The sequence below is a fragment of the Autumnicola patrickiae genome (assembly GCF_031846525.1).
GTDB classification, from domain to species: domain Bacteria; phylum Bacteroidota; class Bacteroidia; order Flavobacteriales; family Flavobacteriaceae; genus Autumnicola; species Autumnicola patrickiae.
In genome coordinates this window covers 73438-99279 of the sequence record NZ_JAVRHM010000003.1, presented here as the reverse complement: position 1 = coordinate 99279, position 25842 = coordinate 73438, and the positions used below count along the sequence as shown (strand labels likewise).

The 25842-nt window shown below is 39.8% G+C and carries 21 protein-coding genes; all 21 read right to left on the bottom strand.

The window, feature by feature from the left end:
* Window position 1: 1 nt before the first annotated feature.
* Window positions 2–808: an SDR family oxidoreductase gene (locus RM549_RS04125; protein ID WP_311681830.1), complete on the bottom strand. Its 807-nt coding sequence runs from the start codon at window positions 806–808 to the stop codon at window positions 2–4.
* A 185-nt stretch (window positions 809–993) separates the two neighbouring features.
* A complete protein-coding gene (locus RM549_RS04120) occupies window positions 994–2187 on the bottom strand; it encodes a Gfo/Idh/MocA family protein (protein ID WP_311681826.1) in 1194 nt (397 codons plus the stop codon).
* A gap of 11 nt (window positions 2188–2198) precedes the next feature.
* Window positions 2199–3815: a UxaA family hydrolase gene (locus RM549_RS04115; RefSeq protein ID WP_311681823.1), complete on the bottom strand. Its 1617-nt coding sequence runs from the start codon at window positions 3813–3815 to the stop codon at window positions 2199–2201.
* 18 nt (window positions 3816–3833) lie between these two features.
* Complete coding sequence (locus RM549_RS04110; RefSeq protein WP_311681821.1) at window positions 3834–5297, bottom strand: tagaturonate reductase; 1464 nt, start codon at window positions 5295–5297, stop codon at window positions 3834–3836.
* Between the two features lie 15 nt (window positions 5298–5312).
* Window positions 5313–6602 (bottom strand): TRAP transporter large permease, encoded by a 1290-nt coding sequence (locus RM549_RS04105; RefSeq protein ID WP_432264696.1) that lies wholly within the window; start codon window positions 6600–6602, stop codon window positions 5313–5315.
* On the bottom strand, window positions 6599–7066 hold the full coding sequence (locus RM549_RS04100) for a TRAP transporter small permease (protein ID WP_311681819.1): 468 nt from the start codon (window positions 7064–7066) through the stop codon (window positions 6599–6601). The genes RM549_RS04105 and RM549_RS04100 overlap by 4 nt, the downstream gene beginning before the upstream one ends.
* Window positions 7067–7070: 4 nt before the next feature.
* Window positions 7071–8054, bottom strand: coding sequence for a TRAP transporter substrate-binding protein (locus RM549_RS04095; protein WP_311681817.1), 984 nt, complete (start codon window positions 8052–8054; stop codon window positions 7071–7073).
* Window positions 8044–8721 (bottom strand): bifunctional 4-hydroxy-2-oxoglutarate aldolase/2-dehydro-3-deoxy-phosphogluconate aldolase, encoded by a 678-nt coding sequence (locus RM549_RS04090; RefSeq protein ID WP_311681816.1) that lies wholly within the window; start codon window positions 8719–8721, stop codon window positions 8044–8046. Before RM549_RS04090 ends, RM549_RS04095 begins: the two co-directional genes overlap by 11 nt.
* Before the next feature lie 14 nt (window positions 8722–8735).
* Entirely contained in the window at window positions 8736–9761 is a 1026-nt protein-coding gene (locus tag RM549_RS04085; protein ID WP_311681815.1) for a sugar kinase, read from the bottom strand.
* On the bottom strand, window positions 9761–11164 hold the full coding sequence (uxaC, locus tag RM549_RS04080) for a glucuronate isomerase (RefSeq protein ID WP_311681813.1): 1404 nt from the start codon (window positions 11162–11164) through the stop codon (window positions 9761–9763). The genes RM549_RS04085 and uxaC overlap by 1 nt, the downstream gene beginning before the upstream one ends.
* A gap of 86 nt (window positions 11165–11250) precedes the next feature.
* Window positions 11251–12012, bottom strand: a complete 762-nt coding sequence (locus RM549_RS04075) for an SDR family NAD(P)-dependent oxidoreductase (RefSeq protein ID WP_311681810.1) — start codon at window positions 12010–12012, stop codon at window positions 11251–11253.
* Window positions 12013–12020: 8 nt separating this feature from the next.
* Entirely contained in the window at window positions 12021–12857 is an 837-nt protein-coding gene (gene kduI / locus RM549_RS04070; protein ID WP_311681802.1) for a 5-dehydro-4-deoxy-D-glucuronate isomerase, read from the bottom strand.
* A gap of 291 nt (window positions 12858–13148) precedes the next feature.
* Window positions 13149–15281 (bottom strand): hypothetical protein, encoded by a 2133-nt coding sequence (locus RM549_RS04065; RefSeq protein ID WP_311681794.1) that lies wholly within the window; start codon window positions 15279–15281, stop codon window positions 13149–13151.
* Window positions 15282–15441: 160 nt separating this feature from the next.
* A complete protein-coding gene (locus RM549_RS04060) occupies window positions 15442–17262 on the bottom strand; it encodes a rhamnogalacturonan lyase (protein WP_311681788.1) in 1821 nt (606 codons plus the stop codon).
* 99 nt (window positions 17263–17361) lie between these two features.
* Window positions 17362–18837, bottom strand: a complete 1476-nt coding sequence (locus RM549_RS04055) for a glycoside hydrolase family 28 protein (protein WP_311681785.1) — start codon at window positions 18835–18837, stop codon at window positions 17362–17364.
* A gap of 138 nt (window positions 18838–18975) precedes the next feature.
* Window positions 18976–20394, bottom strand: a complete 1419-nt coding sequence (locus RM549_RS04050) for a purine-cytosine permease family protein (protein ID WP_311681783.1) — start codon at window positions 20392–20394, stop codon at window positions 18976–18978.
* A gap of 3 nt (window positions 20395–20397) precedes the next feature.
* Window positions 20398–20979: a LutC/YkgG family protein gene (locus tag RM549_RS04045; RefSeq protein WP_311681782.1), complete on the bottom strand. Its 582-nt coding sequence runs from the start codon at window positions 20977–20979 to the stop codon at window positions 20398–20400.
* Window positions 20972–22339, bottom strand: coding sequence for a lactate utilization protein B (locus RM549_RS04040; RefSeq protein WP_311681778.1), 1368 nt, complete (start codon window positions 22337–22339; stop codon window positions 20972–20974). The genes RM549_RS04045 and RM549_RS04040 overlap by 8 nt, the downstream gene beginning before the upstream one ends.
* Entirely contained in the window at window positions 22336–23076 is a 741-nt protein-coding gene (locus RM549_RS04035) for a (Fe-S)-binding protein (protein WP_311681775.1), read from the bottom strand. The genes RM549_RS04040 and RM549_RS04035 overlap by 4 nt, the downstream gene beginning before the upstream one ends.
* A gap of 20 nt (window positions 23077–23096) precedes the next feature.
* Window positions 23097–24482, bottom strand: a complete 1386-nt coding sequence (locus RM549_RS04030; protein ID WP_311681773.1) for an FGGY-family carbohydrate kinase — start codon at window positions 24480–24482, stop codon at window positions 23097–23099.
* Between the two features lie 13 nt (window positions 24483–24495).
* On the bottom strand, window positions 24496–25776 hold the full coding sequence (locus RM549_RS04025) for a sugar isomerase (RefSeq protein ID WP_311681758.1): 1281 nt from the start codon (window positions 25774–25776) through the stop codon (window positions 24496–24498).
* Between the last annotated feature and the right edge of the window lie 66 nt (window positions 25777–25842).

Below are 25842 nucleotides of genomic sequence, written 5' to 3'. Positions count from 1 at the left end.
TTTATACTCCGCTGAATGCGCCAAAACCTCCATCTACAGGAATTACAACTCCTGTAACAAATGCAGCCTCATCTCCTGCAAGCCAGTTTGCCACACCCTGAAGTTCTTCGGGTTTCCCAAAACGCTTCATTGGTGTCTGATTTACAATTGTTTCTCCTCTGGCGGTCAGGCTGTCGTCATCATTTAGCAATAAACTCCGGTTTTGTTCTCCAATAAAAAATCCCGGAGCAATAGCGTTTACACGAATTCCGTCGCCATATTTCTGCGCCATTTCTACAGCAAGCCATTTTGTAAAATTATCTACGGCAGCTTTTGCCGCTCCATACCCCATAACCCTGGTAAGGGCTCGTTCAGCAGCCATAGACGAAATATTTATAATGCTTCCTTTTTTTTGTTCTACCATTCCTTTCCCAAAAATGAGCGTGGGCAAAACAGTGCCTTTAAAATTTAGGTGGTTTACCTTATCGAAATCGTCCAGGTCCAGGTCAAAAATAGATTGATCTGGGCTAATTGTCGCTCCTTTCATGTTTCCGCCGGCAGCGTTAACAAGGATATCGATAGTTCCAAATTCCTTTACTATCGCATCTTTGGCCGCAATTAGTTTTTCTTTGTCCAGCACATCTGCTACCAGAGGGAAAGCCGCTCCTCCCTCGGATTTAATTTCGTCCACCCGTTTTTGCACGGAATCTTCGCTTCTCCCCAGAATGCCAACTTTTAACCCGTTTTTGGCCAGGCCTTTTGCTATCGCGCCACCAAGCACACCGTTTCCTCCTGTTATTACTGCTACCTTATTTTCTAAATTGAACATATTTTGCTTTATTATTTTCTTCGGAATTTTTTACAAATAATTTTCAGGACTGATGTAAAATTCTCGTTTGGAAACCTCAACACCAACCATATACTCTAATTTACGTAATAATTTTAGGTCTCCCCCGAAAGAACAGTTGAATTCTGAAATACGTATTCTATGATTCAGCAACTAAATCATCAGATTTAAGATAAAACTGAAGGAATTTCTACCTCACTACCTTTTCTTTCTGCTGAAAGATAGGCTGCGTAAATCGTTGCTATAACATCTGCGGCAAGTTCACTGTTGCTTTCCAGTGCCTCTCCATAAGCTGAAGACCTGTAGAAGGCTTCCATCTCGTGCTGATAGCCATTAAACCAACTTTCATCGGGTGAAATGTTAGACCACCCCTGCTTTGTACCTGCTTTTTCCACAACATAGATGTCGTTGAAATTTTCTTCCGAAGGATTATAGGTCTGCATTGCATTATTGGGCGTCAGGTTGCAGACCGTTCTATGGTTACTGGCGTGAACCTCCAGGTAATTTTTTACTCCGCCATGCAGCAATTCGCTTGCAACAATATCTGCCACCGTTCCATCTTCAAAAACAACATGAGTTAGCGCATAATCTTCAACATCGGTATAAGAATCTTTAAGATATTCCTCGTTTTGGTAATTTGGCATTCGGGTAATAGCATGAACCCTGCAGGTTACCGTTTTCGGCCGAATAGGTGTTCCGTTCCGCATTCTCCCTTCGACATGTTTAAGATAAATGGCCGCCGAAAGTGGATGACAACCTTTCCCCATTAAAGAGCCTCCTCCAGAGCGTTCCCACCTGCCATAATCTAGAGAATGTGACCCGGAGTGGGATTGCTGCGCCTGGATCCAGAGAATCTGACTTTTTGTTTTTTCTATGACTTCCCGCTCTTTCTGAATTGCAGGAGCATAAATCCAGTTTTCAGCATACATGATAGAACCTTTGCTCGATTTTTCGGCATGAAGCATATTTTTTACACTCTGTAATGCCTGCTTCAGTCCTTTTTCCCTCGGAAACTCATCTCCGGAAAAATCTTCCTCTTCGTCTCCAAAGTAGCCCGTCAATGGCTTTTCAATAATTACATCTTTATCCTCTTTTAGAACCTGAATAGCCAGAGGCTCGTGAGTTACGGGTGGCGTACATAAATGAAGAACATCTGATGCTTCAATCAAATCCTGAAGTGCTTTAAAAGCCTTCACTCCTTTTTCCTCTGAAAACTTTTTAAGGTTCTCCGGGTTTCTGGAATAAGCTCCAACCACTTCCACTTGTACTCCATAAACTCTCTGTACCGCATCAAAATGGAACCGGGCAGCAAAGCCTGATCCTACTATTCCCGCACGAACAACCTTCTTCCCTGGTTCCATATTGTTAATTTTTATAGAGAAACTCCGCGTTTCCACGGTATAAAATCATCCTGATTTAACTGATCTGCTTTGGATTCTTCTTCCCCACTGGCAATTTTAACTATAAACTCGAGGATTTCTTCTCCCATTTCTTCTATCGTCTTTTCTCCACGAATTACTCCACCAGAATCAATATCAATAATATCCGGCATTGTTCTGGCCAAAGTAGAATTTGAAGAAACCTTAATAACAGGCGCAACAGGATTTCCCGTTGGCGTTCCCAGACCGGTAGTAAAAACTACCACGCTAGCGCCGGCTCCTACCATGGCAGTGGTACTTTCCACATCATTCCCCGGAGTACAGAGCAAATTTAATCCCGGTTTGGTGACATAGTCTCCATAATCCAGAACATCCTCTATAGGGGAAGTTCCACCTTTTTTAGCCGCTCCCGCAGATTTCATTGCATCTGTAATTAAACCGTCTTTAATATTTCCCGGAGAAGGATTCATATCAAATCCTGAACCGGCAGCAATTGCAGAATCTTCGAATGCGCGGGTAAGCGAGATAAACCTTTCGGCAATTTCATCGTTCACACATCTGTTCACTAATTCCTGCTCGATCCCGCATAATTCCGGAAACTCTGAAAGTATCGGTGAGCCTTTTAAGGCCGATAATAAATCTGAAGCGTAACCAAGTGCGGGGTTTGCAGATATTCCGGAGAATCCATCAGATCCACCACATTCAAGTCCGACTTTTAGTTTAGACAAAGGAGCCGGCTTTCTCGGAATCTGATTTGCTTTTTTAATTTCAGCAAAAGATTCTTTGATAATGGTGTTCATCATATCATCCACCGTACCCATTTGCTGTTGCTCATAAATGAGTACAGGCTTTTGGATATCTGTATTTATCCTTTTTAAAGCACTCTTAAAAATATCAATCTGAAGATTCTGACATCCCAGGCTTAGCACCGTTGCACCCGCCACGTTGGGGTTGTTAATATATCCCGCAAGTAAACGTGCCAAAGAAGCCGAATCCTGACGGATACCGCCACAGCCGCCCTGGTGGGTTATAAATTTAACTTCAATATTATCAAAAATGCTGCTTTCCTCAGGTTCGACATCTTGCATAACATCAGAATCTGTACCGTGGATAAGGCTGCGCAACAACAATCTTTGCTTACTGGATTTATGAAAAGAAAGTTCATTTTCAAATACGTCCTTCAGCAATTCTATATTCCGGTTTTCACAAAACACAAGCGGAAAAAACAACCATACATTCTTTGTGCCTACCTGTCCATCGGGCCGGTGATATCCGTTAAAGGTACGGTCTTTCCATTTCGAAATATCTGGTGCATTCCAGGCGGTAGTTTCTGTTTTTCCGGAGGCGTTGTTGGCTTCATGTTTTACATTATCTACCGTTAAAACTCCTCCCTTCTTTATTTCTTCGGTGGTTTTACCTACCAGAACACCATACATATAGATTTTATCTCCAGACGCAAAGTCTACCATTGCCATTTTATGCTTGGCTTTGGTGTCCTTTATTACGAAAATATCTTCTCCCTCAAAATTCACTATATCACCCTGCCATAAATCTACCAATGCAATGGCAACGTTATCTTCAGGATGTACTTTTATCAATTTACTTTTCATAACATTTTTCTTTTCATCTTATTCAGATTTCTCTGAAAACGCTTTAAACCCTTCTTCTATTCCCTTGTTATCAATAAGCTCCAGGGCAGTTGCTATCTTTTCTTTGAATTGAGGAACTTCAGTTAAATCCATATCCCAAAAATTGCCATTTTTAAGCACTCTCTCCGCAATCTCATTATAGCTATTTAGTTCCCAAGCCTGTTTTAATTCTGAAGTGGTTTTTTCATCATCATTTACCGGCAGACTTTCACCTTTCCACTCCCCCTTATAAAACCTTATTAAACAAGCAAAAGCGTATGTCAGGCGCAAGGGTAATCGATTGTATTTTTTCTGAAAAGTAAGAATACTAGGTAACACTCTAACCTTAAATTTAGAGATGGAATTAAGAGCAATGCTCGAAAGTTGATGTTTAATAAACGGATTTCTAAACCGGTCAAAAACTTCTTCAGCAAACGTTCTTAATTCTTCTTCTGAAAGTTCCAGTGTGGGGTTTATTTCTTCAAAAACAGCTTCCCTTATATACTTACCTGTAAATTCATGATCTACAGTTTCCTTTACGGTTTCATTCCCGTAGAGAATAGAAAATGGCACCATGGTGGTATGTGCACCATTTAGTATACGTACTTTTCTTGTTCTGTAAGGCTGTAAATCTTCAACGATTAGGATATTTTCATCTATTTTATCGAATGGTATTCTGGATTTCAGCTTCTCACCTCCTTCAATAACCCATAATAAAAACACTTCAGCAGAAACGATTAACTTATCCTCCAGTTCCAGCTTTTCCTGGTAAGAATCAATATCGTCCTTGGGATAACCGGGAACAATCCTGTCCACAAGAGTGTTGTGGAAATCGTTATGATCTTTAATCCAGCTCACAAACTTATCCTCCAGTTTCCATAGCTCTGCATACTTTAGAATAATATCCTTAAGAGCATCTGCATTATAATTTATCAATTCGCAAGGAATGATGCTCAGACCTTTGTCTTTAGCACCATTAAAATGCTGAAACCTTTTATAAAGTAATGCAGTTACCTTTGCCGGAAAACTGTTATGAGGATGCCCCTCCAGAGTATCATTTTCATTATAGGCAATTCCGGCTTCAGTAGTATTGGAAATTAAAAATTCCAGTTGCTCTTCTTTTGCCAAATTTAGATAAGCTTGATAGTCTTCATACGGATTAATCCCCTTCTGAATACAGGAAATTGTCTCCTGCTCCTGAATTTCTTTGCCTTTTTTTATACCTTTCATAAAAAGGTTGTAAAGACCATCCTGTTTATTTAAAACATCTACCAGACCGCCTGCTAACGGCTGAATAACAGCCACACCAGCATTAAAATCTGCTTTTTTATTAAGTTTATCGATAACATAATCTACAAAAGCTCTTAAAAAATTCCCTTCTCCATACTGGATAACTTTTATAGGTAGTTTTTGAGTGAGGCCTGCAGCTTCTCTGTTTAAGCTCTTTTTTGTAATTTTTTCCATTTTCAAATCATTAAATTATTCAAATAAACTGGGAAGCCACAGCGTGATTTCCGGTATAAAAGTGACCAGCAGCAATACGATAAACATAGCCACATATAATGGCAAAAGAGGTTTTATAACTTTCTGGATAGTAGTATTGGCGACACTTACCCCAATAAATAATACAGAACCAACAGGCGGAGTACATAATCCCACACATAGGTTCATCACCATCATGATCCCAAAATGAACGGGATCTACACCTAACGCTTCAACCACAGGTAAAAAGATGGGGGTGAAAATGAGAACCGCCGGAGTCATGTCCATAAAAGTTCCCACAAAAAGGAGTAGTAAATTTATGATAAGCAAAATCACGAAAATATTATCACTCAGCGCCAATAAACTGTCACTTACAGCCTGGGGTATATTTTCGTAGGACATAACCCAGGACATACTCATTGAAGTTGCTATAAGTAGCATTACTATTGCCGTTGTCCCGACTGAACCAAGAAAGACACCATATAAATTACTCACCTTTAGTTCACGGTTAATAAACGACAATATTAAGGTGTAGAGCACTGCTATCCCTGAAGCTTCTGTTGCAGTAAAAATCCCTGTCACTATTCCTCCAATTACAACTACCAGCAACAATAAACTGGGAAATGCATGTAAGAAAGTTGACATGATGTGTTTAAAACTACTTTTTTCACCAGCCGGATACTTCTTCTTTTTAATCCATACTGCGGCAACCAGCATTAAAGCAAGTCCCATTAAAATACCGGGAAGATATCCAGCCACAAACAAAGAAGCAATAGAAACACCACCACTGGCAAGGGAATAAACAATTAGCACATTAGAAGGCGGAATTACCAGCCCCGTAGTGGACGCAGTAATATTAACCGCCGCACCAAATTCGTTGGAATAGCCCTCCCTTTTCATAGCCGGGCCCAATATCCCTCCCATTGCAGAAGTGGCAGCCACTGCAGAACCTGAGATTGCTCCAAACAACATAGCTGCAATTACATTTACATAGATCAGCCCGCCGGGAAGTGCGCCCATGAGCGCCTTGGCAAAGTCAATGAGCCGATTCGCTATTCCACCCTGGTTCATAATCTGGCCGGCGAGGATAAAGAGCGGAATGGCCAGCAGGGAGAAACTATCCAGACCGGTTGCCATTCGCTGGGCCACAGTAGTAAAAGCTGCTAAAGATTCTATAGATGCCAGGATGGTAAGTATACAGGAAATACCAATAGACCATGCCACCGGAACGCCAATTGCCAAAAGGACAACAAAGGATAAAACGAGAATTAAAACCTCTGACATCATACTAAATATTTTTTTGAATAAATTATTTCATTCACTTTATAATAGATAACGAGAATACCGCTTATTGGCACCACCGTGTATACAGAAGAAAGAGGTAAATTTAAAGCTGCAGAATATTGCCCCAGTAAATAATTTATATATACAAGATTTCCACCGCCTATGACCAAAACCGTCAAACTGAAGAGAATGATTAGAATATTAATTCCAATGCGAAGCCTTACCCTATTCACGGGATTTAGTTTTGGTGGTAAAATATCAATAGCAAGATGAGTTTGCTGCCCTGAAGCATAAGCTGCTCCTAAAATTCCGATCCAGATAAACAGGTAACGTGATAATTCTTCTGTAAAAGAACTTGCTGAGTCCAATAAATAGCGGGAAAAAACCTGCCATAACACAGATATCACCATTAATACCATTAGAAGAACCAGAATTCCACCTAAAGTTTTATCCAATTTTTTTTTCATCTTTTTAATTTAAAGATTGAATAGCTTCAATAACTTCTTTCATCTCAGGATCCTTCTTAAACTCCTCATACATAGGCTGCACCTTCTCCTTAAAAGCATCTTTATCAGTTTCAGTAACTGTTACTCCCGCCTTTTTTATTTCCTCCAAAGCCTCAAGCTCTGCCTCACGCCAAATCTTTTTTTCAAATTCTGAAGATTCCATAGCAGCTTCTTTTAACCAAACTTGTTCCTGTTCTGTAAGGCTGTTCCAAATTGGCGTTCCTATCACCAGGATATCGGGTAAGGCCGTATGCTCATCCAAAACAAAATATTTGCACACTTCATAATGTCTTGAAAGGTAAAAACTGGGCAGGTTATTTTCTGCACCATCTACTATTCCCTGTTGCAAAGCTGTATAAAGTTCTCCCCAGGCAATAGGCGTAGGTGATCCACCAAGGAGTTTGACCATATTTATAGCAGTCTGACTTTCCATAACCCTCAATTTAAGCCCTTCAAGATCTTCGGGACTATCTATAGGAGTTTTGCTGTAGAAACTACGACTGCCGGCATCATAAAATGTGAGCCCTTTTAAACGTTTATCAACACTGGCATTTAGGAAATGTTCCCCGATTTCTCCCTCAAGAACATCAAAACGGTGTTCCCGGTCCCTGAATAAAAATGGCAGTCCGAAGACTTTTAGTCCGGGAGCAAAATTTTCCATAACCCCTGTAGAAACTTTGGTCATCCCCAGGCTTCCAATCTGAATTAATTCTAATGATTCGCGCTCAGATCCCAGTTGCTGACTGGGATAAATATCCAAAAGCATTGTGCCATTTGATTTCTCCTTAAGCCGTTCGCCCATAAAAACCATAGCTTTATGCACCGGATGACCAGTGTCCAAGCCATGCCCCAGTTTTATGATTTTTTGATCTCCCTTTGTAGCACAACCTAAAGAGAGAAGCATCACCAGGAGCATCAGAAAAACGGCAGATTTTTCTTTAATTTTCATTCCGGAGATTTTGAACTGTTTGAATCGCTGAACTTACTGTTTTTGAAATGCCATCATAATCAAAAGAACCATCTTCCTTTTTGGTAAGAAGTTTAGAACCAATTCCTACACAATGTACTCCTGCCTCAAACCACTCTTTCAGGTTTTCTTCTGTAGGACTAACTCCTCCAGTAGGCATAATGCTCGCCCATGGCAAAGGTCCTTTTACAGCTTTTACAAAAGAAGGGCCTCCTACCTGGGAACCAGGAAATATTTTTACTACTTCTGCTCCCAGTTCTTCTGCATAAGAAATTTCAGAAACCGAACCGCAACCTGGCATCCACGCTACTTTGCGGCGGTTACAGGTTTTTGCCATTTCAGCATTTACCAGAGGAGAAACTATAAAATTTGCACCAAGTTGAAGGTACAAAGCTGTGGTTCCGGCATCTATTACAGATCCTACTCCCAAGATCATTCCATCCAGATTTTTGGTTACATATTTGTTTAATTCCCCAAACACTTCGTGAGCATAGTCTCCTCTGTTGGTAAATTCGAAGACGCGGGCGCCGGCATCGTAGCAGGCTTTTACAACCTTTTTGCAGGTTTCGAGATCCTTATGGTAAAAAACAGGAACTATTCCTGTTTCTTTCATGGCCTGGGCCGCTTGTATACGTGTAAATGTTGCCATTTCTTATTTTCAGTTTATCGTTTTATTCTTCCGCCAGTGTTACCGTGTACCACTTCCAGCACCTCTTCTACACTTACCAGATTGGCATCGCCTAAAATGGTGTGCTTAAGGGCGCAGGCAGCATTGGCAAATTCCAGTGTTTTTTGGTCGTCAAAATGTTGCAGACCATATAAAATTCCTGCTGCATAAGCATCTCCGGTACCTATTCTGTCTACCACATCTGTAACCTCATGCTCTTCTGTAGTAATGTATTTTTCTCCCGTCCATGCCTGTCCGTAGATTTTTTGCCAGGAAGCACTTAAGCCGGTTCTGACTTTATCAAAAACTTTTTCGATTTTTGGACATTCTTCTATCAGTTTTTTACTTGCACCAATAAATCCTTCTTCTTCAAAAGGAAAATCTGTATTCAAAATTTCGTTGATTTCATTTACCCCACCAATAAAAATATTGGAAAGGGAAACTAATTCTTTCAAAACTTCCTGTCCGTTACGACCATATTTCCAAAGATTACTTCGGTATGCAGGATCTGCGGTAACAGTGATACCTTTTTGCTGGGCGAGTTCCAATCCTTCTTTTAAAGTTTGATAAGCTCCTTCTGAAATGGCCGGAGAAATCCCGGTCCAGTGCAGATAATTGCAATTTTCAAGCACCGACTCCCAATCCACCTGTTCCGGAGAAATGTTGGCAAAGGAGCCATGAAGCCTGTTATAGGCAATCTTACTTGGCCGCAAAGCCGATCCCACTTCCAGAAAATACAGGCCTAAAGGATGATGTACTTTATTAACAGCAGAAACATCAATCCCGAATTGCCTCATTGAGGTTATAGCTGCGTCCCCAACTAAATCGTTTGAGACATTTGTTACTTGTTGAACATTTAGTCCGAAGTAAGCAAGAGAGGCTGCTACGTTCATTTCTGTCCCGCCAAAAAAGAAATCCATTCGGTTAGACTGCTGTAATTTCCTGTTTTCAGAAGGGGAAAGCCGCATAAGGACTTCTCCGAAGGTGACAACTTTCCCCTTATTTATTATATTTTGTTGCATTAAAAGTCAAAATATTCTTTAGCATTGTGATAACTAATATCTGCAATAGTTTTACCTACCAGCTCCATATCATCGGGTAGTTCCCCGCTTTCCATTTCTTTGCCGAACAAGTTACATAAAACTCTTCTAAAATACTCATGCCGCGGGAAAGAGAGGAAGCTCCTGGAATCTGTGAGCATTCCTATAAAGCAACTGATAAGTCCCATATTGGACAAGGCATTCATTTGTCTTTCCATACCATCTTTCTGGTCTAAGAACCACCAGCCGGAACCAAGTTGCACCTTTCCTTTTACACTACCGTCATTGAAATTCCCGATCATGGTTGCAAAAATCTCATTATCGGACGGATTGAGGTTATAAAGGATGGTTTTTGTTAGCTTATCCTTTCCGTCCAGAGCATCTAAAAATTTCGATAGATTTTCTGCCTGGCTATAATCTGCAATAGAATCCCAACCTGTATCGGGGCCTAACTGCGCCAACATTCTTTTGTTGTTATTCCTTAAAGCACCAAGATGAAATTGCTGCACCCAACCGAATTCATGGTAGGTCTCACACAAATGGAGTAAAATTGCAGTCTTAAATTTTTCAGATTCTAATTCTGAAACTTCTTCGCCGCTTCTCTTCTTCTTAAAGATATCTACAATTTCGGCATCTGTATAGTCTTCAAAGGAAATATAATTGAGCCCGTGGTCGCAAAGTTTACATCCGTTGGCATCGAAATATTCAATCCGCTGGCGCAAGGCTTTTTGTAAATCCTGATAAGAATCAATTGGAACACTGGTTACTTCTGATAATTTATCCAGATAATCATTATAAGTTTCAGCTTCAATCATCACCGCTTTATCGGGACGAAAAGCAGTACTCATTTTTATACTGAAGTCACTTTTTGCCAATTTTTGATGGTATTCCAATGTATCGATGGGGTCTTCTGTAGTACAAACCGTCTCTACATTCATTTTCTTCAGCAAACCACGACAGGAAAATTCCGGTTCCTGAAGCTTTTTATTTACCAATTCATAAATACGCTCTGCAGATTCTTCATTTAGCAATTCATCTATTCCGAAGTACCTTTTTAACTCAAGATGCGTCCAGTGATAAAGCGGATTTCTTAAGGTATGTGGAACGGTTCTGGCCCAGGCCAAAAACTTCTCTTTATCTGAAGCATTTCCGGTAATATATTTTTCATCTACACCCAAAGTACGCATTGCACGCCATTTATAATGGTCTCCTGCAAGCCATACCTGGGTAATATTGTCGAAACTGCGATCTTCGGCAATGTCTTTTGGCGACAAATGGTTGTGGTAATCTATAATAGGCTGTTTTGCAGCGTAATTGTGATAAAGTTCTTCTGCATATTTATTCTGCAGCAAAAAATTATCATTTATAAAAGTTTTATTCTTCATGGTTGGTTTTAATCTCATTCATTTAACTCCGGAAGAGTTGGACATCACTTTTTAGCAATGCCCAAAATTTGGCAATTATCGACCTTTTATCTTCCCATCCATCCACCATCTACCAACATCACAGAACCGCTCATGTAATTACTGGCCTGGGATGCAAGGAAAATAATAGGACCTTTAAAATCTTCTGGCTCTCCCCATCTTCCTGCGGGAATCCTGGCTAAGATACTTTCACTCCGCTCTTCGTTATCCCGAAGCGCCTGAGTATTGTCTGTAGCAATGTATCCCGGCGCGATTGCGTTTACCTGCACGCCTTTGGAAGCCCATTCGTTTGAAAATGCCATTGTTAACTGCCCAATTGCCCCTTTGGAAGCGGCATAACCTGGCACTGTAATTCCGCCCTGAAAGGTAAGTAATGACGCAGTAAAAATCACTTTCCCGCTTCCTCTTTTTAACATTTCCTTACCAATTTCCCTTGTAAGGATAAATTGGGCATTTTGGTTCACCTCTATTACCTTATCCCAATATTCATCTGAATGTTGCGCGGCTGGTGCCCTCATTATTGTTCCTGCATTGTTTACAAGAATATCAATTTGTGAATGCTCAGATTTCACTTTTTCGATAAAAGCATACAGTGATTTCCTATCTGAAAAGTCACATTGATAGCCCTGGAATGTTCTTCCTTTAGCCTCTACGGCTTTTCCAATTTCAGAACCTTCAGTTTCCAAAGAAGCTGAAACTCCCAGAATATTTGCTCCGGCTTCAGCTAAAGCTTCTGCCATCGCGAATCCTATTCCTCTTTTGCAGCCGGTTACTAAAGCTGTTTTACCTTCTAAACTAAACATTTTCATACTTTCACTTATTTTAATTCGTCTACCCCTACTTTATCCATATCTCCATAATCCAGATTTTCACCTGCCATTCCCCAGATAAACGTATAATTAGATGTTCCTGCACCGGCGTGGATAGACCACTCTGGCGATAACACGGCCTGATGGTTCTTTAGAAATATGTGTCGTGTTTCGTCGGGTTGTCCCATATAGTGACTTATTGTTTGCCCCTCTTCCAAATCAAAATAGAAATAGGCCTCCATTCTGCGGGTATGAGTATGTGGCGGCATTGTGTTCCAGACGTTTCCTTCTACCAACTCGGTCATTCCCATCTGCAATTGGCACGTATCAACAATGCTGTTCACAATTAATTTATTCAAAATACGTTTATTGGCATATTTTGAATCTCCCAGTTCTATTACTTCAGCATCTTTCTTCCCGACTTTCTTAGTTGGATATGCTTTATGGGCAGGAGCAGAATTTAAATAGAAATAAGGTTGCTCACTTCCTGATTTTTCAAATACAATATCTTTTTTTCCCTGGCCTACGTATAGTGCTTCTTTATTTGCCAGTTCATAAACTTCTCCATCTACAGTAACTTTTCCGGCACCACCCACGTTAATGATCCCAAGCTCGCGGCGATCAAGAAAATTTTCAGATTTTAAATCGTCAATCGTCTCCAGTTTTACAGCTTCATCAACAGGAAAAGCTCCTCCCACAATAAAACGGTCATACATGGAATAGGTGAGGTTTATCTCATTCTTTTTAAATAATTTCGGGATTAAAAAATGGTCCCGAAGTTCACTGGTAGTATATTTTTTTACATCTTCCGGATGATGTGCGTATCGAAATTCTGAATTTGTCATAATTTAATATTTTGGTTTAGTTATTATTAATAAATCGCTCTTCAGTAAGTTGGGTATAAATCTAAAAAAATGCATCCTGTACCGTCCTGAGAGTTTCTTCCACATATTAAGAAATTACATGCTCATTACCAAAAAAATGTAATCGATTACACAAATATAATCAAAAAAAATAATTCGTTGGGTAATCACAACTTTTTTACAAGAAAAATGAAATATCCTTATTCAGGGAAGACTAAAATAATAAGTAAAAATGTTTTTACTGAAAAGCTTCGGGTTAAGAAGCAGAGAGTATTAAGGCATTTTCATAAGACCTTCCCATTTTACCTCCCAGTTTCCATCATCTGGAAAACCAGGATTTCTTTCTGTGCTACCATCCCATCCGGCGCACATCATAGCTACCGCGGTAAGTAATCCTCCATTACCGGGAAGGTAAAGTCTTAGCCGCTTATCCTGGTAATTATGACCATTCTTAAGGTACGTATTTGTTTGCACGTCCATAAACAAAGCATCTATAGCCTTATTTGGTTGTCCCAGCCTTGCAGCCGTCATCGCTGTCATTGGAAAATCCCATCCCCAGGTTTCTTCCCAGGACCATTCCTTCCATACTTTATTAAAGGTACTGTTCATGGTTTCCTGATCCAGAAATTCGGTTGCGGGTAACATTCCAAATGCTCCCAGAACTGATGGGTGATCGGTTTTATATTCGGTATTTGTATAAGAATCTACGGCATTTTCTGTCGCCAGGTAAACATTATTTTGAACCGGTAAATCGGATATCTTTTCTGCCACATCTGCCCATCGGGGATTCTTATCCTGGTTCAAACGGTTTTTCCATTTGAGGGCTGTATTTAAGCCCCACTTCCAGTAAGCCAATTCGTAAGTAGGGTTATAAGTTTCAGTCTTTTTAAAGCGTTCCTGAGCAGGAATTACCGGGGGTCCCAGCTCATATCTTTTCTTCTGCGGATTAAACTGCGCAAAGGAAGCCATAAAATCTGCCGTCGCAAAAACTCTTTCTGAATATTTCTCAAGTGTCTCCTTATTCGGATTTGCTCTATACATCAATTCTGAAAAGGTAATAAAATGAGGTTGTTGCCAGATTAAAAAAGCTCCCACAGAAGACGGACCTTCATCTCCGTAAGGATCGGTCATTTTTTGCCAGCGCACTCCATCAAAACCTTGCCGCTCGGCTATTTTCCTGGCTTTATTAAATGTTTTGTCGTACCAGGGCAGGCTTTTCTCCAGCAACTCCGATCTTCCCCATAATGGAAAATGGACTCCGTGCCACCAATGCATTTCCAGATGTGGTTTCCCGTACCAGCTGTTATAAGTTAGTCCGTTTTCCTGCGGCGGTATTTCACCGGTACATTGTAATTTGGTAAGATATTGAGAAAGAACCACCCTTCTCTCCAGTTCCATTGCGCGACTATCTTTGCATTCGGAAAAATCTACTGCTCCCCCACTCTCCCAGAATTTTTCCCAACCTTTTTTACTGCTACTTTTTACTGAAGAAAAAGAAGGATTTTCTGCTATTCTTTTATTGCTGAACTTACAACTGAAGGAAAACGAATTACCTTCTAGAGGTTGTAGTAAAAAATAATGTGTCTCTTTTTTAGCTATCCTTGCTTTTCCCTTCCAGGCCAGGCTTATATTGTAATTAATAGAATCCATTTTATGGAAAATAACAGCTTCATCATTGTTTTTTTGCGATAGACTGCTGTCGTAATCCTGATTTCCTTCCCATTTTGTTCCGGTATCCATCCATTCTCCCGTAGGATATGGAATTCTTATCCTGATTTTTAGTTGTTTCTGCTTAATTAAATCTGACTCGATTTTTATACCAATCACATCTTCTTCCTGATGAACAAACGTTTGAACAGAAACAGGAACACCTTCAACTTTAAAATGACTAATAATCCCACCTGTCCACAAATTCAGAGTCTGATCTATATCGGTTATATCTTCAGGTTGAACTTGTTCACCATCTTTTTTATATAGCTCAAATCCCAGGCTTCCTAAATGCAACCGGTGCGGATTGGCTCTAAAATATTCTGCTGCTTCTTTCGCTCTTTCCGGCGTTTTCGGCTGGACACCGTAGGTTACTTTTCTTCCATTTTGATCGTACTCTTCCAGGGTTTCTTCAAACGTATAATTTTCTGTGTTAGGAAAACTGTCCCAACCCCAGTCGGACTGTGTCCCCAACGGCACCCCATTTTGATAATAATCTGGAAAAGTCTGTAAACCCGTTGCATCTACGGTGAAAGCAAAGGATCCATTTCCTACAGAAAGCGAAGCAAGTGTATCTATAGCATTCACTTTTACGTTATGGCGACTAACCACCGCTTTTCTGTCAATTTTGTTTTGCCCAAAACTGAGAAGATTGCAGAATAAGAAGATAACCAGGTAAAACTTTCCTAAAATATTCATTTGAAATGATTTTACGGAGTTATTTCAGTCATTCACTTCACTCACTCCCTTTAAACTCGTTGCATTATTTATTATTGTTTTGCCATTACGCTTCAAAATATACCCACTTTCAGCAGCATAGAAGTTACGAGATGAAACTTTTCGTTCCTTTACAATATGATTAAGGATAGACAACTTCAATATCTGGTTTAGGAGCAGACTTCATTCCTGTTCCCATATAAAATCCTGTATGAGGAGGCTGATTGTAACCTACATTTTGCCAGGCAATACTCAGCCGGTATTGAGGGTCGTGCATTAGGGTATACTGCCGAATTTCAGTAGGAATCGTAGTGGAATAAATTCGTAACTCGGTATTATCCTCACTCCTTAGAATAAGTTCTTCGCGCCAGTCCCCCAGAATATCTGCTGAAAGGGTTGGAGTTGCTTTAGTGCCATTATTTGAAGTAGCATCATTAGCTGTAAAAATGCGCCCTTCACCGTATTTGTCAATATAATTCCTGTTTAGAAGCTCACGTGAAGCATCTCCATCCCACCAGATGAGGAAATTTGTAGAATTTGGTTCATCTCCTATACGGTTGCCCTTGATATCAAAAAGTCCGTTAGAACCAGACCACCACATTTGCGCTCCTTTACGGCTGCTGTCGATATTGGCTGCTACTCCGCGACCGGCATCCCTGTCTTCTGCATCCCGAAATAAAATTTTTCCGTCTTTAGCTGAAAAAACTGCAACTCCAGGACCTTTTGTGCCTTCTTCAATTTCATGAATACCAAATACTTCCAGTCCTTCTGTATCTGGATCAAGATCTGTTACATGTAGTGCATCTCCATGGCGCAAACCAGTGGTGTATAAACCTTCACCATTATCGTCCACCACCATTGCTCCAAATATAATTTCATCATTTCCATCTTCATCTACATCTGCTACTGACAGGTTGTGATTACCCATTCCTGAATAAGGGTTGTCTCTATTTTCACTATCAAACACCCATCTTGAGGTTAGTTCCCCATTTCTAAAATCCCAGGCTGCGAGAACAGATCTTCCGTAATAACCTCTGCCCATTACCACACTGGGACGTTTCCCATCCAAATAAGCAATGCATGCTGTAAAACGGTCTACGCGATTCCCCGACCGATCGTTACCACCATTTCCTCCCACACCTCCCCAGGCACCTATATTCCCTCTTCCCGGAATATAATCTGTAGTAGCCAGGGCTTCACCGGTTTCACCACTGAAAATTGTAAAAAATTCTGGTCCTTTTAAAATTTTGCCATAAGTTGGAGAATCAGGATCTTTATCCCTCCAGTCTTTATTTAAATTGCCAATTACCTCACCTTTTCCATCTACTGTACCGTCGGCAGTTTTACAGGCGAATTCTGCTTTCCCGTCTCCATCAAGGTCATAGACCATAAACTGAGTATAATGTGCTCCTTCCCTGATATTTTTTCCCAGATTTATCTCCCACAATAGCGTTCCGTCGAGTTTATAAGCCTGAAAAACCGGTTCATCAGAAAATCCTTCATGAGAATTGTCTTTACTACGCCCGGTTTGGTGCAGTACAATGTCATAAGCTCCGTCTCCATCGAGATCTCCCACGGAAGCATCATTGGGAGTGTAGCCTTCAATGTATTGTAGAGGAAGAGAAAGATATTGTTTAGCTTCAATATTAGCTGCTATCGTAAAATGGCAATTTTCGTCTTTTTCTCTGCCGCTCTGTACAGCTTTTACAAACCAGGTGTTTTCTTTTTTGGGATTGGCAGTAGAATCTGTAAAATTTGTTGCTCCCGTCAAGAGACTTGAATTAAGTTTAACAGGACCGTCACCTGTGGATTGCCTATAGAGATTAAAGGCCAGATCATCTGGATCATTTCCTAAAAGTCGCCACTGAACAAAGAAATTTCCGTCGTTCTTTTTCAAAACAATTAGTCCCCGATCAAGGTTTTCCATTTGCCGCTGTGCATGAAGGTCCAAGTGGTTTGTCATAACGGTCAAAATCAGGAAAAAAGAAAATAAACGGTGAAAAAGAATCATTATTGAAACGTTTTTTTAAAATGACCAAGAAATTGATAAGCAATGAAAATATTATTCCTTTACATACACAGAATCCATAAACTCTACATTTACAGTCTCTTCAAGTTTTACTTCAGAGTTGTCATCTGTTTCTATAGTAACATTTTCAAGTTCCCAGTTTTTGCTGTAAGCGATCTGACCTGCTGTTTCTGCCTGAATACTCACATCTTTTAAATTAAAATTATTGATGTAAGATTCTTCAAGACCATTCACGTTTATAGCTCTTTTAGCCCCTCTCACATTAATATTATATAGGGTTATGTCTTTAAAAGTAGGAATACCTTTGGATGCCGGCTCCACCTTTTGGAGTAAGGTCTTCCAATGTTCGGGGATAGAATCCCGGTTATAACCTTCAGGCAGTTTGGAATAACTGTAACTAGGGTTCCAGTTCATAGAAACTTCTATAAAAGTACCCACACTGTCCATCTCAATATTTTCCAGGTAAACGTCTTCTACCGTTCCTCCGCGTGTGACTGCCGACTTAATATTAAGTCCGTTTTTAGTTCCTTTTCCCTGAATATTAGAAACATACACGTGCCTGATATCTCCAGCCGTTTCACTACCTATGGTAAACAAGCCTGAGCCCTGTCGCGCAATGCAATCTCTAATAACCACATACTCTGTAGATCGATCTACACGCTGGCCATCCCAATCCCGACCGGCTTTAAGGCAAAAGTTATCATCGTTACAATCTATATCACAATTCTGGATTAGAATCCACTTTGAGGAATCAATATCAATACCGTCTGTACTTGGGCCATGTCCTCCGATATTATTTCTAATGGTTAAGCCATCTACAGTAATATATTCGGAATATAAAACCTGCACAGTCCAGAATCCAGCTTTCTGAATATTCAAATCTTTAAGAAAAACATTTTCAGAATTCGAAATCAGAAAAGTTCTTGGTCGCTTAGCATCATAATCTACGATCCACCGCAATCCTTTGGGTTCATACTCCCGGCGCAATTCCCAGTAATAATCCCAAAAAACTTTTCCCTGCCCATCTACCAGGCCTTCGCCATCTATAGTGACATTTTTTTGATCCCTTACATTAATGAGTGCAGCGGGCCATTCCAATTCTATACCTGCTACCCGTGTTTGAATATCAGGATAATCATTTATGTCTTCACTACCCCTAATTTCGACTCCTTCAGGGATATTAAAATGGACACCTTCTTTTATAAAAACAGACCCTGTTAAGTAGACTCCGGGTTTAAAGGTTACTTTTCCTCCTCCATTTTCCGCACAGGCATCAATTGCTTTTTGAATAGCTTCAGTAGTCAGTTTAGAACCGTCGTCTATTGCACCGTAATCATTTACATAAAAAACATCTTCTTTAAATTGAAATTTTTTGGCGCCAACATCCTCCACCCAATCAGGTTTGAAAATTTCGGCTTCTGCAATTAGTTTTTGCTCTTCCTGCGACTCCTTTTCTTTACAGGATACAAAGGAAATTATCAAAAGAAATAGTATGAAGATTTTTTTCATTTAAAAGCTGATTATTAAAATTGAAAGCAATATCACTTTTCTAATTAATAAAGGTATCCTGCACCTACCTGACACATAATGAAAAAGAGCCGTCAAATTTTAATGACGGCCCCTCTAAAACACATGTAAAAACCACTCTTATGTGCTCACCTTTTTTTGATAAAATTTACTGATTATCAGGAATAATATTCCGCAGGATATCCATGCGGGTAATGTGAGAAATGAAAGAAACACATCAAACTGCACGGATATGGTGTAGAAGACTGCAAAGCTGATTAGCCATGCCCAGAAAACTGCCTGATTAAATTTAATTCCTGTTTTTTCCGCATAAAAAGATTGTATCCCGAATCTTTTTCCGAAGAAATATTCAAAAACTATTACTGCTCCTATTGGTGCTAAAATAAATCCGTAAAGTGCTACGAAATCCAATAATTTCATGGCAAAAGCAGGGAATAACCCAGCGATTGTAGCTACCGTTCCTGCTATTATTGTAACCCAGAACGTAGACGTTTTAGGAATAACAGCCTGGAATGCAAGTCCTGCACGATAAATTGTAGGATTTGCGGTTGTCCAGCCTGCCAGGATTACTGCAAGAATGCCGAATACCCCTATAGCATTGTAAGCAAGCGGACCGGGAGCTACCGGTGGCGCTTCACCATTGCCAAGGAATACCTGAGCTTCCGGTGACTGCAAGTAAACCGCGTATAACAAAGCCGCAGAGATCCACGCAATATAGTGTCCAATATAAATTCCGGCTGCAGTTGTCCATCCCACTGAAGGTTTTTCGGCGTATCTGAAAACAGATAAGTCGGACATCCCAACGTGCATCGCAGCATTGGCAAACCAGGACCATAAAAGAACATGCCAGAAAGTATATTTTATCTGCCCAGGAAAAGGTTCGCTACCTTCGCCCCAAATATTCCAGAAGTCAGAAAAACTAGCGACCTCAAGATTTATCAGGGAAACAATTCCGCACGCTACAAATGCTAATACTATTATTGGTGACATCCAGTTCGCTGCCTTTGCTACTGTATTATATCCACGGGCTGCAACTACAGAAATTACAGCGCCTATACATAAGACAATAACCACCCAGGTAAGGCTGTTGGGCATTGTATCTGTAAGACGTGGCATTTCCATATTAAATGGAATACCTACTGCTGTTGCAGAAATGGTAATCATGGCTCCTGCTAAAAAACAAAACAACAGTCCGTTGGATAAATTATAGACCGTGACCAATCTTTTTCCACAAATTTTTTCCAGATGATAATACAATGTATAGCGAAATTTTGTGCCAATTTCTGCAGTCAAAAAACGCCAGCTTAGTACAGCCAAAAGATTCCCGAGGAATAAACCTACAATTAAATCGAAGGCACTTACCCCGGTCGTTAAAAAAAGCGGACCGATTACAAATTCTGTTCCGGCAGCGTGTTCCCCGGCATACATTCCCAAGAAGCTTTTCCAGCTTTTCCATTGCGATTGGGGAACGGCCTGCCGTTCGAATTCACCTGAAGTTTCAACTTCAATTACTTCCTGTTCTATTTGGGCCTGACTCATATTTCAAATTAGTATTACAGTGTTACTTACCGCTCCCTGCGCACCAACCACCAGGGACTGCTCGATATCTGCGGTTTTAGATGGACCGGCAATGAATACTCCGTATCCTGTTCCGGATATGCTTATTTTTTGGTAAGCCTGGTGCATTGTTGGAACAATTTTTTTGTGATTAATAATCATTAAAGTATGCTCACAGGCAAAAGTCGATATTCGTTGTTTTAAGATGCTGTCATCAAACCATAATCCGCCGTTTTCTGCAACACCCAGTTTTGCTTCAGCAATAAAAAGATCAATAGGTTTCTGCGTGAAATCTACTTCTGAAGAATCTTTTTCGGAATTTAAAGTGTCGTAAAAAGTAGTTGCCAATGGATAATTTTCACTGATAAACTCCTTCAGGTAAGTTTGCAGAGGAACTTCAGAATCTATTATACTTACAACATTGCTCATATTGCCAGTGGAAACCGAAATGAAGTCTTTAATAAGTTCTTCCCGCGGCACATCATGCTGAAAAACAGATAAATCGGGCAACGCAACCAGTTCCGGCTTGTTCCTTTTTATTATTTCTAAAATCGCTGACTTACTCATTCCTGTTCTTTTTGTACCATTGCTTAAATCCTTCTTTTGGAGCATCGGGTAAATCGCGCTGTTTTCCCCATGTATTGAAATTATTATAAATCATAAATCCCGGTAAATTACGCAGTGATCCACGCGCGATTTTTCCTAAAGAATTATAAACCGAAGGGTTCTCAAAAATCCTTGTTGTAATTTTCAGCGGAATTGTCTTTGATTTCGGGAGTTGGTTATTCTTATAGATTTCCTGCCGCCATTTGTACAGCTGCTCATGAATATCAATTTTCACCGGACAAACATTGCTACAGGAGCCGCATAGAGTGGATGCAAAAGGTAAATCACTATATTCCTTAAGATTTTTGTTTGGTGATAAAATAGCACCTATAGGCCCCGGAATGGTAGAATGATAACTATGCCCTCCACTTCTCCGGTAAATCGGGCAGGTATTCATACAAGCTCCACAACGGATACATTTTAAACTGTTTCTGAAATCTTCTTTTCCCAGGTGGATACTTCTGCCATTATCAACAATCACCACATGCATTTCTGCACCGGGTCTTGGTTTGTGATAGTGGGAAGTATAAATGGTACTTGGCTGCCCAGTAGCACTCCTTGCGAGCAAGCGGATAAAAACACCCAAATGTTCAGCTTGCGGTAGGAGCTTTTCTATACCCATACAGTGGATTTGCACGGGAGCTGAATGACAACCCATATCTGCATTTCCTTCATTCGTGCATATGACCACTCCCCCGGTCTCTGCAATTCCGAAGTTCACTCCGGTAATGGCTGCATCGGCTTCAAAGAATTTATTTCTTAGATGTGTACGGGCCGCTTTAGTGAGATATGTAGGATCAGAATTGCCTTTTTCGGTACCCAATTTTTGATGAAAAAGTTCGCCTACTTCTTCTTTTTTAATGTGAATGGCCGGCAAGACCACATGGCTTGGCGGCTCTTTACGTAGCTGAATAATACGTTCCCCAAGATCTGTATCAATAATTTCGATGTCCTTTTCTTCCAGAAAATCATTCAGCTTACATTCTTCAGTAAGCATGGATTTGCTTTTTACGATTTTCCTGGCGTTGTGCTTTTCCAGAATTTTACCGATAATCTGGTTATGATCTGCTGCATCTTCAGCCCAGTGAACAATAACCCCGTTTTTCTTTGCTTCAGCTTCAAACTGTATGAGATAATTATCCAAGTTACTCAGTACATTGTCTTTGACCTGTGAAGCTGTTTCGCGCAATAATTCCCATTCAGGAAGTTGTTCTGCACTGGCATCTCGTTTTTCCCGTACATGCCACAATGCTTTATCATGCCAATCTGTACGAGCTTCGTCCTTTATAAAACTATCTGCTCTTTTCGAATGTTGGCTCATAATTGATCTCCGTTTAAAATATTGGCGATATGTACGATTTTGGGTCCGGATTTTTGTCTTTTGGCAATCCCCTGTAAATGCATAAGACAGGACATATCTCCGGAGGTGAGGACTTCTACATTATTTTGATTATGATCTGCCAAGCGATCTTTTCCCATTTTAACCGAAACTGCTTCTTCGGCAACGGCAAAAGTGCCACCAAAGCCACAGCATTCATCTGCCCTGTTAAGCATGGCCAGATCTATCCCGTCTACCATCTTTAAAACTTTGTCCCATTTGGAGGGAATATCATTCATTAATTCTGAAGGTTTCCCAAGGTACATTCCACGTAGGCCATGACAGCTTTGGTGCAGGCCTACCCTATGTGGAAAACTTGCCTCCAGATGATCAATTTTTAAAATGTCCACCAAAAATTCAACAATATCGAACGTCTGTTTCCGCAGATGTATAATTTCCTCTGTTTGCTTCACAATATCATAATGTGACCTTATGTGATGCACACAACTTGGGGAAGGAGCTACGATATATTGGCAGTTGTAAAAAAGACCGGCTAAATCATTATAAATCTTTTTGCCTTCCTGTTCCATACCACTATTGGCCATAGGTTGCCCACAGCAGGTTTGCTTTTCGGGAAAAATGACTTGACAATCATGCTTTTCCAGCAATTGAAGTGTTGCAATACCTACCTCTGGAAAAAACTGATCTATATAACACGGAACAAAAAGTCCTACTTTCATTAGTTCTACTTTCTAATATTTTATAATTCCAGAAAAAGCGGCATTAGCTTTTTCATTCTATAATTCTCTTTTAGAAATTTGGAGGTAACCTTTTTGTTAGATATTACCATAGCCGCACCCAATGCCGAGCCAAGAGGAGATTGCGTAGAAAGAATTTTAAATTTACTGAAGTGATGCGACATTAATTTCATAAAAACATCATTATCTGTAAACCCTCCATCAATATAAATCCTGTTAATATCTGAATTACCAATAGCCTTAGTAATGGTCTGGATTTGAAGCTCCATAAGTTCTATCATTAACTGATGATAAGCTTCCTCAAAAGTTTTAAAAGGCTCCAAGTCTGTTTTATGCAGTTGCTTTCTTTTAAGGGAAATCCCTTCAAATTTGAAGTATATCGAAGGTTTCTGCACCAGTTGGAGATATAATTCCTGATTAAACTTTACATTTCGATGATAACCGTATTCCTTTCCGTAATACTTACTTAAAATCTCTACCTGGATACGATATTCATTTCCCATAAAAAAGCGGGAAGCTTTTACCCGTTTACCATCCACCCTCAAATAATTAAGGCAGTTATTCTCAACATCTTCTTCCGATAATTTTTCAGAATTAAAAGGATTTAAAGCTATACTCCAGGTTCCTGTGGAAAGCAGTAAAAAAGGCTTCTTTTTACTTAAAATATAAGGTAATAAAGCGGAAGAACTATCATGAATACCTACTCCTATTTTTAATTTTTTCCCCTTATAAGAAGTATTCATACTTGCCGAAGTTGGAACTATAGGAGCCAAAATTTTATCCATTCCTTCCTTATAAACCCAACTATGATAATCTTCCTTCTCATAATCCCAAAGATTTGTATGACAGCCAATACTTGTATAATCACTAACAGGAATTCCTGTGAACAAATAAGATAAGTATTGCGGCAGGTGAAGACTATACCTTATTTTTTTAAATATATCCGGTCGTTTCTTCTTTAGCCAATATAACTGCATTCCAGAATTAAGCATTCCCGATTGTGGAGAAGCAGTTTCGGTTGCTACGGTAAGTTCACCTCCGTATTTAGCATAGAACTCATTAGAAACAGATCCTTCAATCGATTTCGTATAATTGTATAACGGAGTAAGCACTTTTCCGTTATGGTCTAAATGAACAAAGCTAGCACCATAAGAGGAAAAATTAACTGCTTTTACTTCATATTCCTCTTTCTCCAGAATGGCATCAAAGGTGGTTTTAATCCATTTTTGTAGCTCTTCTATATTTTCTGAAGCATAACCATCTTCATCTTTGGTTTCGGGCAGGCGTGTATACTCCCGAAAAACTTCCTTATAATTTTTATCAAACAGGAAGAATTTCTTATTCGTTTTACCGATATCAAAAACGGCTGTAACTTTTACTTGCGTCATTCTGAAAAAAAATTTACAATCCTGTGGCCAATGTTTTTGTTCCTCTTTCTTTTATAAGCTGCTTTCGAACTTCAAAATTGCGATAAGCTTGCAATGGATTAACAGCTGCTCCCGATTTCTCACGGGCGGCTTTTAAAATAGGACGAACATCGCTGCGGTAAGCATCCTGCAAAATTTCCTGGCATTTAACCACATCATTCTCCTGCTGGGCATTTCTTAGTGCTTTTTGATCAACCAGAAGAGCTTGTGTATAGGCGATTAAAATAGCTTCCAAAGACTGAATAAGATCTTCTAAAGGATCTTTGGTATTATGACTGGCATCTATCATCCAGGAGAAATCTGGGTTTTGCGGATTATTTTCCATTCCATAGACCAGCTCGTTAAAAATCAGGAACAAAGCATAAGGTTTAATAGAGCCTACAGTCACATCATCATCTCCGTATTTACTGTCGTTAAAATGAAAACCTCCCAGTTTGCCTTTAAGCATTAAAGTGGCTACAATTTGTTCAATATTTGTATTTGGTAAATGATGGCCTAAATCCACAAGGGTATAAGCTCTTTCTCCACAGGCATTGGCCAGCATAAAAGATGTACCCCAATCCTGGATTACAGTACTGTAAAAATTTGGCTCGTAAGGTTTATATTCAATGAACATTTTCCAGTCTTCAGGCATTGTTTCATAAATGCTTTTGAGACTTTTTTCAGTATTAATTAAAGCTGTTTGGAAATTATTCTGACCTGGAAAATTAGCACCATCTGCCAACCACACGGTTAAACTTTTGGATCCAAGTTCTTTTCCTATGTTAATAACATCTTTATTATGTTGAATAGCATATTCTCTCGCAGCTTCATCTGCACTACTCAATGAACCAAACTTATACGTTTCTTTAGCATCTGGTTGATCCTGAAAGGTATTGGAATTCATTGCATCAAAAGTAATTCCGTGGTCTTTTGCCACATCTTTTATAGCCTTCACATCGCCGGGAATATCCCAGGGAATGTGCAAGGAAACAGCTCCTGCCGATTTAGTGAGGGCGTGTAAAACCCCAATATCGTCCAGTTTTTGTTCTAAAGAAGCGGGTTCTCCTCCATACGAGAACCTCCCAAAACGGGTCCCGCCTGCACCCAATGCCCAGCTGGGAATAGCTACCTGAAAATCGGCAACTTTTTGGACGATCTCATCAAGGGTAATTCCCTTTTTTGAAAACTTGTTTCTTAGGAAATCAAGTTCTGAACTATAAGAATCTTCCTGTTTTTTATTTAATGCTGAAATATGATCAGTATTTATCTTCATTTTTATGACTTATCATTTAATTAAAATAGAGCCTCACCGTCTTGATTTACTATCAAAACCTGTGAG

Bases quoted from the DNA above. Each gene is read 5' to 3' on its own strand.
- RM549_RS04125 (WP_311681830.1), bottom strand. From the start codon at position 808: ATGTTCAATTTAGAAAATAAGGTAGCAGTAATAACAGGAGGAAACGGT.
- RM549_RS04120 (WP_311681826.1), bottom strand. From the start codon at position 2,187: ATGGAACCAGGGAAGAAGGTTGTTCGTGCGGGAATAGTAGGATCAGGC.
- RM549_RS04115 (WP_311681823.1), bottom strand. From the start codon at position 3,815: ATGAAAAGTAAATTGATAAAAGTACATCCTGAAGATAACGTTGCCATT.
- RM549_RS04110 (WP_311681821.1), bottom strand. From the start codon at position 5,297: ATGGAAAAAATTACAAAAAAGAGCTTAAACAGAGAAGCTGCAGGCCTC.
- RM549_RS04105 (WP_432264696.1), bottom strand. From the start codon at position 6,602: ATGATGTCAGAGGTTTTAATTCTCGTTTTATCCTTTGTTGTCCTTTTG.
- RM549_RS04100 (WP_311681819.1), bottom strand. From the start codon at position 7,066: ATGAAAAAAAAATTGGATAAAACTTTAGGTGGAATTCTGGTTCTTCTA.
- RM549_RS04095 (WP_311681817.1), bottom strand. From the start codon at position 8,054: ATGAAAATTAAAGAAAAATCTGCCGTTTTTCTGATGCTCCTGGTGATG.
- RM549_RS04090 (WP_311681816.1), bottom strand. From the start codon at position 8,721: ATGGCAACATTTACACGTATACAAGCGGCCCAGGCCATGAAAGAAACA.
- RM549_RS04085 (WP_311681815.1), bottom strand. From the start codon at position 9,761: ATGCAACAAAATATAATAAATAAGGGGAAAGTTGTCACCTTCGGAGAA.
- uxaC (WP_311681813.1), bottom strand. From the start codon at position 11,164: ATGAAGAATAAAACTTTTATAAATGATAATTTTTTGCTGCAGAATAAA.
- RM549_RS04075 (WP_311681810.1), bottom strand. From the start codon at position 12,012: ATGAAAATGTTTAGTTTAGAAGGTAAAACAGCTTTAGTAACCGGCTGC.
- kduI (WP_311681802.1), bottom strand. From the start codon at position 12,857: ATGACAAATTCAGAATTTCGATACGCACATCATCCGGAAGATGTAAAA.
- RM549_RS04065 (WP_311681794.1), bottom strand. From the start codon at position 15,281: ATGAATATTTTAGGAAAGTTTTACCTGGTTATCTTCTTATTCTGCAAT.
- RM549_RS04060 (WP_311681788.1), bottom strand. From the start codon at position 17,262: ATGACAAACCACTTGGACCTTCATGCACAGCGGCAAATGGAAAACCTT.
- RM549_RS04055 (WP_311681785.1), bottom strand. From the start codon at position 18,837: ATGAAAAAAATCTTCATACTATTTCTTTTGATAATTTCCTTTGTATCC.
- RM549_RS04050 (WP_311681783.1), bottom strand. From the start codon at position 20,394: ATGAGTCAGGCCCAAATAGAACAGGAAGTAATTGAAGTTGAAACTTCA.
- RM549_RS04045 (WP_311681782.1), bottom strand. From the start codon at position 20,979: ATGAGTAAGTCAGCGATTTTAGAAATAATAAAAAGGAACAAGCCGGAA.
- RM549_RS04040 (WP_311681778.1), bottom strand. From the start codon at position 22,339: ATGAGCCAACATTCGAAAAGAGCAGATAGTTTTATAAAGGACGAAGCT.
- RM549_RS04035 (WP_311681775.1), bottom strand. From the start codon at position 23,076: ATGAAAGTAGGACTTTTTGTTCCGTGTTATATAGATCAGTTTTTTCCA.
- RM549_RS04030 (WP_311681773.1), bottom strand. From the start codon at position 24,482: ATGACGCAAGTAAAAGTTACAGCCGTTTTTGATATCGGTAAAACGAAT.
- RM549_RS04025 (WP_311681758.1), bottom strand. From the start codon at position 25,776: ATGAAGATAAATACTGATCATATTTCAGCATTAAATAAAAAACAGGAA.